Origin of the sequence: Tepidiphilus baoligensis (assembly GCF_012911495.1) — a bacterium.
GTDB lineage: Bacteria > Pseudomonadota > Gammaproteobacteria > Burkholderiales > Rhodocyclaceae > Tepidiphilus > Tepidiphilus olei.
This window is the reverse complement of sequence record NZ_JAAAUB010000003.1, coordinates 25,341-37,918: the sequence shown is the minus strand read 5'-3', so window position 1 is coordinate 37,918 and position 12,578 is coordinate 25,341. Positions and strand designations below refer to the sequence as shown.

Here is a 12,578-nt window from a genome sequence, read left to right as displayed (position 1 = left end):
CGTACCGGCTTTTTTGAACGATCGCCACATCCGCGTTACCGTCGCCCTCTACCTCTTCCTTCACCTGGTATGCGGCACGCCTCACCACGGCCGCCGCTGGGCAAGAGTTTCTTCGACGCGATCTCGATTTTCCTCATCCTGCTGCCGCTGCTCGTCCCGATCGCCCAGGCGATGGGTTGGGATCTCGTCTGGTTCGGGGTGATGATGACGATCAACCTGGCGATCGGGCAATTCACTCCGCCGATGGCCCTGGCGCTGATGATCACTTCCCGCATCGCCGGCATTCGCATGGAGGAAACTTTCCGCTGGGTGCTGTGGTTCGTGCTGGCGATGGGGCTGGGCCTTGCGGCGATGATCGTCTTTCCGGAATTGGCGCTGTGGCTGCCACGCCGGATGGGTCTTGGCTGAAAGTGCACCTTTTGAACACAAAGAGTGCATTCAGTCACCACAACGGTGCGATAATTACCAAATTTGGTGCAAGGCGAAGGGCGTGCGCCGCGCACCGACCCGTTGTTTCCACTCTGAAAGGCGCCAAGCCATGAAATACCCCACGCTGCAAAGCTTCCTCGACTACGTTGCGCAACGCAACCCCGGCCAGCCCGAGTTCCTGCAGGCGGTGACCGAAGTGATGGAGAGCCTGTGGCCGTTCATCACGCAGCACCCGCGCTACGCGCAGCACGCGCTGCTCGAGCGCCTCGTCGAACCCGAGCGCGTCATCATGTTCCGCGTCTCCTGGGTCGACGACCACGGCGAGGTCCAGGTCAATCGCGGCTACCGCATCCAGCACAACTCCGCCATCGGCCCCTACAAGGGCGGACTGCGTTTCCACCCCTCGGTGAACCTCTCCATCCTCAAATTCCTCGCCTTCGAGCAGACCTTCAAGAACGCCCTCACGACGTTGCCCATGGGTGGCGGTAAGGGCGGCTCTGACTTCGATCCCAAGGGCAAGAGCCCCGGCGAAGTCATGCGCTTCTGCCAAGCCTTCATCACTGAACTCTACCGCCACATCGGCGCCGACACCGACGTACCGGCTGGCGACATCGGCGTGGGCGGGCGCGAGGTCGGCTTCATGGTCGGCATGATGAAGAAACTCACCAACGAGTCTTCCTGCGTCTTCACCGGCAAGGGCCTCTCCTACGGCGGCTCGCTGATCCGGCCCGAATCCACCGGCTACGGCACGGTGTATTTCGTCGACGAGATGCTGCGCCACGCCGGCCGCAGCCTGGAAGGGATGCGCGTCGCGGTATCGGGCTCCGGCAACGTCGCCCAGTACGCCATCGAAAAACTCATGGAGATGGGGGCCAAACCCATCACCTGTTCCGATTCCAGCGGCACGGTGGTCGACGAGGAAGGATTCACGCCGGAAAAGCTCGCCATCCTCATGGAGGTGAAGAACCACCGCTATGGTCGCGTCTCGGAATACGCCCAACTCGTCGGTGCCACCTTCATTCCGGGCGCCAAGCCGTGGAACGTGCCGGTAGACGTGGCGCTGCCCTGCGCGACCCAGAACGAGCTCGACGCCGACGACGCGATGACGCTGGTGGAGAACGGCGTGGTGGCGGTGGCCGAAGGCGCGAACATGCCCTGCACACCGGAAGCGGTCAAGATCTTCGAGCATCGCGGCGTGCTCTATGCGCCGGGCAAGGCGAGCAACGCGGGCGGCGTGGCCACCTCCGGCCTGGAGATGAGCCAAAACGCCATGCGGCTTTCCTGGACGCGCGAAGAAGTCGACGCTCGGCTCAGGGAGATCATGAAAGGCATCCACGACGCCTGCCTGCAGTACGGTCGGCGCGAGGACGGCTCCGTGAGCTACAGCGACGGCGCCAACATCGCTGGTTTCGCCAAGGTGGCCGACGCCATGCTCGCGCAGGGGGTCATCTGACCGCCTGCCGCGCCCGGTGCCCTCGGCGCCGGGCGTTTTTCTTCAATGCCCCTCCACGCAGATCTCTCGCCGCGCCACGGCGATGGCGGTACGCACCAGCAGCAGCACGATGAGCAGGGTCAAGATCGCCAGCAGCGCGATGCCCAGCCCGCGGTAGAAGCCCAACCCCGTTTCCTTGGCCATGATCATGGTGGCGATGGTGAGCGCCGCCAGCGGGAAAGAATACGCCCACCACGACAGGAAGAATTTCAGCCGCACGAAGTAATTCGCCTGCACCGCAAGCAGCAAGGCGAAAAAGAGCGCCACGCCGTAGAGCACGTGCGCGAAGGCGTCGACCTGCCCACCCAGGTTGTACCAGGAGATGAACCCAACGGCCGGCGGTGCGATGAAAATGAACAGCGTCGGCACGAAACGCTCGGGCAGGCTGGTGTGAAAGATGAGCCGGTAGAAGAGGATCGCCGTGAGCACCGGCCAGAAAAACAAGCCGATGCTGAAGAAGAACCACGATATCTCGACCGGCGCATGGTGCAAACCGGCAATCGGCACCAGGATATTCCCCACCACCGGGATGAACCACGCCGGGTTCATGTGCGTGATCTCGTACTTCGTGTGGTGCATCCACGACGACATGACGTAGAGCGTGAGCGCCAGGTGCAAGAGCGTGCCGACGCTCCACAGCCAGAACGACAATCGCGGTGCATCGTGCAACAAGGCGATCGACAACAGAATCATGCCGATCGAGATGGTGGGGCCGAACGCCTGCTTGACCGGATGAGTGAACTCCTCGCGCACCGCGCCGGGATACTTCGCCGCCTTGGCCGCATACAGCACCGCCACTAGGACGAACAAACCCAAGGCGATCCAGCGCAACACGCAGCTGGGGGCGAAGCCGACGTCGTAGACCGTCTCGGCCCGCATCCAGGCGATCGAGAAGCCCGTGAAGCCCATGATCATGGAAAACCACGCCACGGGGAAATTCTTGAGGCGGGAAGAAGGGGGTTCATTCATGGTTGGTCACCGCGGGAAAAAGCATCCGTAACCGGTTCGACTATATCACGGAGGTGCCGGCAAAGCGCCACGCCAGCGCCCCGGCGAGCGCCGCGAACGCCGCCCAACCGGAGAAGATCCACCGCCAAAGCCAAAAGCGCGGGATGAACCCCACCCCGCGCACGAAACCGGCCGCCATGGCCCAGAACCACAACATCGCCAGACCATGGTTGGCCTTGCCGGATGCCTCGGCCAGCCAATCGGGGCGAAAACTGCCCACCAGCATCAAGGCGATCCCCACCCCCAGCGCCAGCGGCTGGATCGAGGCCGGCCGGATCTCCTCCCTGCCAGGCACTGCCTCAGGTGGCATTGGTCTCGCCCTGCGAGCGGGACCGTTTCTCCCTTGCCTCCTCCTGCGCTTCCCACCACAGGCCGACCACGATGGCCAAGAGGATGGCAAAACCCACACCCAACGCCCAGGCAAAATACCACATGCGAATCTCCTTCGATCCGGTGCGGCGAAACCGGATGCCTCGCCGCGGGTTGTATCCGTTCAGTACGCCTGCTTCTCGTTTTCCAGGATATAAGCCTTCGTCACCTTGCCGGCCATCACCTTGTAGGCCCACGACGTGTAAGCGATGATGAGCGGCATGAAGATGACGGTGGCCCAGAACATCACCGTGAGGGTGAGATGGCTCGAGACCGAATCCCACACGGTGAGCGAGGAGCGTGGATCGCTCGAGGAAGGCAGGATGAAGGGAAACATCGCCACGCCCGCCGTACCGATGATGCCGGCGATCATCAGGCCCGATGCCCAGAAGGCGAAGAAGGTGCGGCCGGCACGTACCGCCCATATCGCCGCCAACCCGCCGAGGAAGGCGAGCGCCGGCACCGCCCACAGCAGCGGCTGCTGCCGGTAGTTCGCCATCCAGGCCCCGGCCTCGCGCACCACCTCCTTGGCGAGCGGATTGGGCAAACCGGCCGGATCGGCCCCGGCGGCGATCACGTAGCCGGGAATGGCCTGCACCCACACCCCGGCGGCGGCAAACGCCGCGAGCGTGATCACGCCAAAGATGAGGGTGGCGCGCACCGCGCGCTGCTGGATTTCCCCTTCCGTGCGGTGCGCCAGATAAACGGCGCCGTGGAAAGTGATCATGGCCGAGCTCACCACCCCGGCGAGCAGCGCGAAGGGATTGAGCAGCCCCCAGAAAGACCCCTCATAGTAGGACACGAGGTTGGCGTCGAAGCGAAACGGCACCCCTTGCAGCAGGTTGCCGAAAGCCACGCCGAAGATGAGCGGCGGCACCGCCCCGCCCACGAACAGGCCCCAGTCCCAAGTCTTGCGCCACAGCGGGTTGGCGATCTTGCTGCGGTAGTCGAACCCCACCGGACGGAAGAAGAGCGCCCACAGCACCGCGAGCATCGCCCAGTAGAAGCCAGAGAAGGCCGTGGCATAGACGAGCGGCCAGGCAGCGAAGATCGCCCCGCCTCCGGTGATGAACCACACCTGGTTGCCGTCCCAATGCGGCCCGACGGTGTTGATGATGACCCGGCGCTCCGTGTCGTCCCGGCCGACGAAGGGCAGCAGCGTCCCCACCCCCATGTCGTGCCCATCCATCACGGCGAAGCCGACGAGCAGCACCCCGACGAGCAGCCACCAGATGACCTTCAGCGTTTCATAATCCATCATGATCTTCTCCCGAGATAGGGTTGTTCAGGCAGACTGCATCGCACCTTGGCGTTCCCAGTGATAGCGCCCGGTCCCCAGCGTGGAAGGCCCTAGCCGCCCGAAGCGGAACATCAGGTAGAGCTCGACGATGAGAAGCAGCGTGTAGAAGCCCACGAACCCGGCGAGCGACCCGTAGAGGCTCTCCACCGAAAGGGTAGAGACGGAGAGGTGGGTGGGCAGCACTTCGGCGATCGTCCAAGGCTGACGGCCATACTCGGCCACGAACCACCCCATCTCGGAAGCGACCCAGGGCAAGGGCAAGAACCACAGCGCCCAGCGCAACAGCCAGCGTTTCTCGGCGAAACTGTCCTTGATGCTGTACCACAACGCAGCACCGAAGAGAGCGATGAAGGAAAAGCCCAGCAGCACCATGATGCGGAATGTCCAGAAGAGGGGCGTCACCGGCGGTACCGTCGAGGCGGCGGCCTTGTCCATGATCTCGGGCGTGACCTGCGAGATATCCGCCACGTATTTGCGCGTGAGCAGCCCGAAACCTAGATTTTCCTTGTGGGCTTCGAAGAGCGCCAAGGCCTGGGGATCGGACGCGTCGCGGCGCAGCACTCGAGCGCCTTGACCGCCTCCACCCCGGATTCGACCCGTTCGCGGTTACGCGCGATGATCTCCTTGATTCCGGGAAGGGGCGTGTCGAGCGAGCGGGTGCCGATGATGCCGAGCACCCACGGAATCTCGAGCTCCCAGGTATTGCGCTGATTGGCTTCGTCGATTCCCGCGAGGAGCTTCAGGCCAGCCGGCGCCGGCTCGGTCTCCCACATCGCCTCCAGGGCGGCGAGCTTGCTCTGCTGGGTTTCGGCCATGGTGTAGCCGGATTCATCCCCGAGCACGACCACCGAACAGGCCGAGGCGAAGCCGAAGGCGGCCGCCACGCGGAAGCTGCGCTTGGCGAATTCGAGATCCCGCTTCTTGAGAAGGTAATAGGCCGAGATCGAGAGCACGAACATCGCACCGGTCACGTAGCCGGCCGAGACGGTATGCACGAACTTCGCCTGCGCCACTGGATTGAAGATCACGTCCCAGAAACTCGTCATCTCCATGCGCATCGTCTGGAAGCTGAATTCCGAGCCCACGGGATTCTGCATCCAGCCGTTGGCCACCAGGATCCACAGCGCCGAGAGGTTGGTCCCCACGGCCATGAGCACCGTCACCAGAAAGTGCTGGGCCCGGGAAAGGCGATTCCAGCCGAAGAAGAAGAGCCCGATGAAGGTCGACTCGAGGAAGAAGGCCATCAGCCCCTCGATGGCCAGTGGCGCGCCAAAGATGTCGCCCACGTAATGCGAGTAATAGGCCCAGTTGGTGCCGAACTGGAATTCGAGCGTGATGCCGGTGGTGACTCCCAACGCGAAGTTGATACCGAAGAGCTTGCCCCAGAACTTCACCATGTCCTGGTAGACCTGCTTGCCGGTCATCACGTAGAGCGCCTCCATGATCACCAGCATCCAGGTGAGCCCCAAGGTGAGCGGCACGAAGAGGAAGTGGTACATCGCCGTGACGGCGAACTGCAGGCGCGAGAGATCGACGAGCGTTTCGTCCATGTTATGGCTCCTGCGAAACGGGAAGAACCGGGGAAGGCGGCAAAGAAGACGGTTGGGAAGATGAGGAAGGCGAGCCGGCGGCCTGGGCCTGCATCCGTTCCGCGTCCACCTCGACCCGTGCATCGCGAATGAAGACCCACCACAAGGCGGTGAGCAGGATCAACTTAAGCAGCAGCACCACGACGATCTCGCGACGCAATCGCCGGGCGGCCGTTTTCGCTTCCATGGAAGAAGCCCTCCTTGCGTACAACCTCGTTTAGGGTAATGAAACGGACCGGGATCGTCAATTGACGATGGTCAAAAAATTTAAACAATTCAATGAATTACGGAAAAGGTGACCGCGTCTTTGTTATTAGCAAATTCTGTGCCACGGACTGGAGAACGGAATTTCTCCCGAAGATCCAGCACCTTACCTCTCGGCACTGTGCCATCCCCGGCGTCGAGCGCCCCCCATCCTGACAAAAATGGCAAAATAACGCCGCAAGTCTTGCCAGGAATGTCAATCATGCCGTTACCCACCGAACTGCTCCAGTTGCTCGACGCCTTACCCGAGCCGCGCATCGTCGTCGATACCGCCTACCGCATCCTCGCCGCCAACGCGGCCTACCGCCGCGAGTTCGGCCAAGACCCCTCCGTGATCGGGCAGACCTGCTACCAAGTGTCGCACCACTTCGATCGCCCCTGCGACCAGTGCGGCGAATCCTGCCCCCGGCAACAGGCATGGGAAAGCGGATGCCCAAGCCGGGTGATTCATTGCCATCATACGCCGCGCGGCGAGGAGTTCGTCGAGGTCGAGCTGTTCCCCTTGCGCGATGCCGGGGGCAACACGACGCTCTTCGTCGAAACGATGCGCTTTCTCGGCGGCAAGTGCCTGCCGACGCCCGTGTTGGGCATGGTCGGCCGCTCGCCCTCCTTCCTGCAGATGCTGGAGCTCCTCGAACGGGCCGGACCGTCGAACACCCCCATACTGCTGCTGGGCGAATCGGGCACGGGCAAGGAACTGGCCGCCCAAGCGCTGCACCAGCTCTCGCCGCGCCGCGACCGACCCTTCGTGCCGGTGGATTGTTCGGGGCTGCCCGAGACGCTCTTCGAGTCCGAGCTGTTCGGGCATGAGAAAGGGGCCTTCACCGGCGCCACCCAGCGCAAGACCGGCCTGGCCGAAGTAGCCGACGGCGGGACTCTCTTTCTCGACGAGATCGGCGACCTTCCGCTCACGCAGCAAGTGAAGCTGCTGCGCCTGCTGGAGACGGGCACCTACCGGCGGGTAGGCGGGGTCGAGACGCTGCGCTCGGACTTCCGCCTCGTGGCCGCCACTCACCGCGATCTGCGGTGCATGGTCGAAGAAGGCACGTTCCGGCGTGATCTCTATTACCGCATCAGCGCCTTTCCCGTACGCTTGCCACCGTTGCGCGAGCGGCGCGAAGATCTGCCGCTGCTCGTTGCCCACCTGCTCGAGCGCCTCGCACCCCAACGCAGCGTGCGCCTGAGCGCCGCGGCCATGTCCCGCCTGAGGGAGCACGATTTCCCCGGCAACGTGCGCGAACTGCGCAACCTCCTCGAACGGGCGCTCCTGCTGGCCGACGGCGAGCTGATCGAACCATGGCATCTGACCGGATTCGCCGACAGCCCCTCCGGCGGACGGGCCCATACGGCCGACGACGAGATCGTTCCCTTGGCCGAACTCGAACGACGTTATCTACATCGCGCACTCGAGCGGCTGGGCGGCGACAAAAAAGCCCTGGCCACCCGCCTGGGCATCAGCGAGCGCACGCTCTATCGCAAACTGCGCTGATGCCTTCGTTTCATTTCGTTTCCTCGCTCCGGCGTTGACGGTTTTTTCGGCGTCAAGGCAAAACAGCAATGTCCGGTAGTTGGGCCAGAACCATGTCCTTGGAAAGCTTACGGCGGTAGTACATGGCACAGCAGCGCGCCAGCTCCTCAGCCTTGCCCTCGTAGGGAAGCTCACCTAGGCCAGCCGCGCTCAGCAACACATACTGCCTACCTCGAAAAACGGAATTTACAGCAGGAACGATACACAACCACCAGGATTTCAATAGGAATTCAGGAGTAAGTCAGTTCGCGTGTCTTGCCCCAGAACACCCGGTAGACGAAGACCGTGTATGCGACGATGGCTGGCAGCACCACGACGGCACCGATGAAGATGACCCACAGCGCCTGCGGATGGGCCGCAGCCTCCCATATATCGAGCTTATCGATAATCACGTCGGGAAAGACGCTATAGGAAAGTCCATAGAAGGACAGCAGAAAAATGCCCACCGCCATGGAAAAAGGCAACCAGCACAGATGCTGATCCCCCTGCCCGAGGCGTTGGTCCAGGCGAGGCAGCATGAGCAAAAGCAACACGAAGAGCGCCAAGGTGAGCAAAGGCAACGGCAACAGCAGGAAGAATTCCGGCATTTCGAACCACTTGGCGGCAATGCGCTCGCTGACCAAGGGCGTAACGAGGGAAACCGCCGCGACGCAGAGGGCTGTACCGAAAACACCATAGCGCGCCCAGCCGATGGCCTGGCGTTGCAGCGTCCCTTCGCTTTTCATGATGAGCCAGCAAGCGCCCAGAAGCACGTAAGCCGCGGACAATCCCACTCCCACGAGCAGCGCAAAGGCCCATGCCTGCCAGCCCGGTTCAAAAGCCGTCAGGTAACGACCCAGCATCACCCCTTGCGCCATCGAGGCAATCAGGGAACCAGCCGCAAAAACCCGATTCCATAGCCCTTTGTAGCGCACTCCCGCCTTGACTCGGAAGTCGAAGGCAACGCCACGCAAAATGAGGCCGATCAACATCACTGTCACGGGGAGGTACAGCGCTTGCAGGATGATGCCATGGGCTTTGGGGAAGGCGACCAACAAAAGACCGACCCCCAGCACCAACCAAGTTTCGTTTGCATCCCAAAACGGGCCAATGGAGCTGACCATCGTGTCCTTGTCGTCATCCTTCGCGAATGGGAGCAGGATGCCCACCCCCAGATCGTAGCCGTCGAGCACGACGTACATCAGCAGGGATAACGCCATCAGCCCCGCAAAGGCCATCGGAAGCCAGATCTCCGCATTCATCGGGCCACTCCTTTTTCAGGCTCGTCCATAGACGCAGGCCCATTCGAGCCCGCCTTGCGCGCCATGTAGAACAATACCGAGATGTACGCAAAAAGCATCACAACATACACCCCGAGATACATCGTCAGCGAAACGGCCACCATTGCGGCGGAAACGTCGCCCACGGCATCCTTGGTAGCGAGAACACCGTACACCAGCCAAGGCTGACGGCCGATTTCGGTGACATACCAGCCGGCGACGGTGGCGATCCACCCGGAAAAAGTCATGCCCACCAGCGCCTTGGCCACCCAAGGCGAGAGCATTTTCCGGCGCACCAATTGCCAGGCTGCAACCCAGGATACGGCCAGCATGATCAAGCCCACACCGACCATGATGCGGAAGCTCCAAAACACCTTGGCCACGGGCGGATGCATGCCCTCGAATTCGTTCAAGCCTTTGATCTCGCCGTCCAGCGAATGCGTCAAAATCAGACTGGCACCCCGAGGAATACGAATTTCATAATCGTTTCGGCGCTCGGCCTCGTTGGGTAGTGCAAAAAGCAGTAAAGGCACACCACGCTGGGTTTCCCACACGCCTTCCATGGCCGCAATCTTCGCCGGTTGATGCTCGAACGTATTGAGACCATGCAAGTCTCCTACGAAAATCTGGAGCGGAATCAGTGCAGCCGCGCCCAACACACCGGTGCGCAGCGCCTTCATGACGCCACTGCTGCGGTCACCACGCAGCCAACGATAGGCCGACAGTCCAGCCACCAAGAATGCGGCCGTCAATCCCGACGCCATTAGCATGTGTGTCAATCGGTAGGGCAAGGAGGGATTGAACAAGGCGGCGAGCCAGTCGGTGATGACGATCTGGCCTTCCACCATTTCATAGCCGGCTGGCGTCTGCATCCAGGAATTGAGGGTAAGTATCCAGAACGCCGAAGCAGTGGTACCCAAGGCCACCAAGAAAGTAGCGATGTTGTGGGTGCGCTCGGAGACGAAGCGGCGGCCAAACAGCATGATGGCGAGGAATGTTGCCTCCAGGAAGAAGGCCGTCAGCACCTCGTAGGCCAACAGAGGCCCGGCGATATTGCCCACCGTATTCATGAAACCCGGCCAGTTGGTACCAAATTGAAAGCTCATGGTCACGCCACTGACCACGCCCAGGGCAAAGCTCAGGCCAAATACCTTGACCCAGAATCCATAAGCATCCAGCCAAGCCGTATCGCCGGTTTTCGTGTAACGGATCTTGAAGAACAACAGTATCCACGCCAACGCAATGGTGATCGAGGGAAACAAAATGTGGAACGTAATGTTGGCAGCGAACTGAATCCTCGCCAGAATCAACGCATCGAGTTCCATCATCACGCCTCGCATTCGTTTCCCTCGAAGCCGGTCACGTCGACTCGGCCGCCGGATGACTGGCCGGTTGTCATCCGTCAGCCAGCGGATATGCGCATCAACGGGTCGCTCACGCCGATCACGTAGAAGCCAATCAGCGCAATGGTGCCAGCGACGACCAGGTAGTAGAGGGTCGGCAGGATGGTTATGCGTAGGGTGATCCCCTCCCGTCCGAGCAATCCCACCGTGGCCGAAGCGGCAACCACGTTGTGAATGGCGATCATGTTACCCGCCGCGGCCCCCACCGATTGCAACGCCACCATGAACACCGAGGACAAACCGAGCTGCTGGGCCACGTTGAACTGGAAATCGGACAGCATCAGGTTGGAGACGGTATTGGAACCGGCGATGAAGGCACCGAGCGCTCCGACGGCAGGGGCGAAGAATGGGTAGATTTCACCCACGCTGTCGGCCACGAACTGAGCCATCGCCACGGGCATGGAGACCAGATCGGCAGCGTTTACGCCGGAGTTGATCAGGATCCGCACCATCGGGATGGTAAAGATCAGCACGAAGCCGGCGCCGAGAATGGTGCGCGACGATTCGCTGAACGCAGCTTTGAGCTCACCGAATCGCATACGGTGCAACAGGGCGGTGAGCAGCGCCACGAACAACAGGATACCACCGGGCAGGTAGAGTGGGGCGATGCTTCCTGTTACGCCGGCTTCGCCCAAGATGTTGCTCCAGCCGAAGGAAAGCGCAGTGAGCGTCTCGCGCAAGGGGTCGATGGTACGCGTAGCCACCAGAAAAGCCGCAAGCAATACGTAAGGGACCCAGCCCATGAAAGTGGAAATGGGGGTCTTGCCGACGATATCGTCGAGCTTGATATCGAACTTGCCTAGCCACTCGTCAGGCCAGGACTTTCGCTCGGGGAAGTCCCAAGTATCCTTGGGAATCAGGAAGCCTCGACGAGCGGCTGGCACGACGATGGCCAGTCCAATCAAAGCGCCGATCATGGAAGGAAACTCCGGCCCGAGGAGCACCCCGGCCAGCACGTAGGGCACCACGAAGGAAATCCCGGTAAAGAGGGCGAAGGGAGTGATGGAAAGGCCTTCCTTCCAGGATTTGTTGGCGCCAAAGAATCGCACCATGATCACCACCAAAACGAGCGGCATCAGGATGCCGACGAGGCCGTGGACGATGGCCACTTCGGCAGTGATCAGACGAAAGTACTCGAGCCAGCCATAACCACCGGCCTCCAGCTGAGCAACGATGACATCTCGGTTTAGGCCGCCGGAGACGCCCACCACGATGGGCGTACCCACGGCGCCGAAGGAAACCGGCGTGGACTGGATCATCATACCCACCACTACGGCAGCCAACGCTGGGAAGCCAAGTGCCACCATCAGCGGAGCGGCTACCGCGGCGGGAGTACCAAAACCCGAAGCACCCTCGATGAAGCAGCCGAACAACCATCCAACGATCAACGCCTGGACACGGCGGTCGGGGCTGATGCCGGAAAAACCTTTACGTATGGCGGCAATGCCTCCGGAGTGTTTGAGGGTGTTGAGCAACAAGATGGCACCGAAGATGATCCAAAGGATCGACACGGTGAGTATCAACCCCTGCAGGGTGGAAGCGAGCACACGGTTGAAGCTCACCTCCCAAGCAAAGAGTGCGATCAGCGCCGTGACCACATAGACGAGCGGCATGGCAGTACGGGCCGGCATACGTAGGCCGACCAACAACACGCCGGCAAGTACCAACGGCAAAAAGGCAAGCAAAGCAAGAGTGACGTCGTTCATCGCGCGAAACTCCTAAGTCGTCGTTCTGCGAAGTTGCGAACGAACCGCCGTTAGCGGATGCAGGTCGAGGCGCTCGTAACCCGGAGGGTAGGGCATGTCCCCCATACAAGCAAACAACCGACTACAGGAGCGCGTCGCTGCACGCCCATACGACGAATCGTTCTCAGTCTGTTCTCTAGTCGACATGGGCTTGACAAGGGTGCCCCCAGGCCATCGAATGCCTGAGCAATG

Annotated in this window: 10 protein-coding genes and 2 pseudogenes; 3 read left to right on the top strand and 9 right to left on the bottom strand. The window is 61.5% G+C overall.

The genetic code is table 11. The features are described 5' to 3' along the window. Positions 1-108: 108 nt before the first annotated feature. Positions 109-408, top strand: a pseudogene (locus GV368_RS03090) (TRAP transporter large permease subunit); the annotation flags it as partial. 130 nt (positions 409-538) lie between these two features. Further along, on the top strand, positions 539-1,882 hold the full coding sequence (gene gdhA, locus GV368_RS03085; RefSeq protein ID WP_169115384.1) for an NADP-specific glutamate dehydrogenase: 1,344 nt from the start codon (positions 539-541) through the stop codon (positions 1,880-1,882). Positions 1,883-1,924: 42 nt separating this feature from the next. On the opposite strand, the gene GV368_RS03080 is transcribed toward gdhA, so the two are convergent. From GV368_RS03080 to cydP, 6 genes and pseudogenes are all read right to left on the bottom strand, one after another. After that, positions 1,925-2,890: an SLAC1 anion channel family protein gene (locus GV368_RS03080; RefSeq protein ID WP_169115382.1), complete on the bottom strand. Its 966-nt coding sequence runs from the start codon at positions 2,888-2,890 to the stop codon at positions 1,925-1,927. Positions 2,891-2,930: 40 nt separating this feature from the next. Further along, positions 2,931-3,239 (bottom strand): cyd operon YbgE family protein, encoded by a 309-nt coding sequence (locus GV368_RS03075; protein ID WP_169115380.1) that lies wholly within the window; start codon positions 3,237-3,239, stop codon positions 2,931-2,933. Next, entirely contained in the window at positions 3,229-3,363 is a 135-nt protein-coding gene (gene cydX, locus GV368_RS03070) for a cytochrome bd-I oxidase subunit CydX (RefSeq protein ID WP_169115378.1), read from the bottom strand. Before cydX ends, GV368_RS03075 begins: the two co-directional genes overlap by 11 nt. A gap of 59 nt (positions 3,364-3,422) precedes the next feature. Next, positions 3,423-4,559 (bottom strand): cytochrome d ubiquinol oxidase subunit II, encoded by a 1,137-nt coding sequence (gene cydB / locus GV368_RS03065; RefSeq protein WP_178086731.1) that lies wholly within the window; start codon positions 4,557-4,559, stop codon positions 3,423-3,425. 24 nt (positions 4,560-4,583) lie between these two features. Then, positions 4,584-6,148 (bottom strand): annotated as a pseudogene (locus tag GV368_RS03060) (cytochrome ubiquinol oxidase subunit I). A 1-nt stretch (position 6,149) separates the two neighbouring features. Then, a complete protein-coding gene (cydP, locus tag GV368_RS03055) occupies positions 6,150-6,374 on the bottom strand; it encodes a cytochrome oxidase putative small subunit CydP (RefSeq protein WP_169115376.1) in 225 nt (74 codons plus the stop codon). 279 nt (positions 6,375-6,653) lie between these two features. On the opposite strand from cydP, the gene GV368_RS03050 reads away from it, so the two are divergent. Next, positions 6,654-7,940: a sigma-54 interaction domain-containing protein gene (locus GV368_RS03050; RefSeq protein WP_169115374.1), complete on the top strand. Its 1,287-nt coding sequence runs from the start codon at positions 6,654-6,656 to the stop codon at positions 7,938-7,940. Between the two features lie 269 nt (positions 7,941-8,209). Here the strand turns inward: GV368_RS03050 and GV368_RS03045 are convergent, their stop codons facing one another. The 3 genes from GV368_RS03045 to GV368_RS03035 all read right to left on the bottom strand — a co-directional run bounded on the left by GV368_RS03045 (position 8,210) and on the right by GV368_RS03035 (position 12,347). Further along, the gene (locus GV368_RS03045; RefSeq protein WP_142809714.1) at positions 8,210-9,220 is read right to left on the bottom strand and encodes a cytochrome d ubiquinol oxidase subunit II; all 1,011 of its coding nucleotides are present in this window, start codon (positions 9,218-9,220) and stop codon (positions 8,210-8,212) included. Further along, the gene (locus GV368_RS03040; RefSeq protein ID WP_169115552.1) at positions 9,217-10,563 is read right to left on the bottom strand and encodes a cytochrome ubiquinol oxidase subunit I; all 1,347 of its coding nucleotides are present in this window, start codon (positions 10,561-10,563) and stop codon (positions 9,217-9,219) included. Before GV368_RS03040 ends, GV368_RS03045 begins: the two co-directional genes overlap by 4 nt. A 77-nt stretch (positions 10,564-10,640) precedes the next feature. After that, positions 10,641-12,347: an L-lactate permease gene (locus tag GV368_RS03035; protein ID WP_169115372.1), complete on the bottom strand. Its 1,707-nt coding sequence runs from the start codon at positions 12,345-12,347 to the stop codon at positions 10,641-10,643. Between the last annotated feature and the right edge of the window lie 231 nt (positions 12,348-12,578).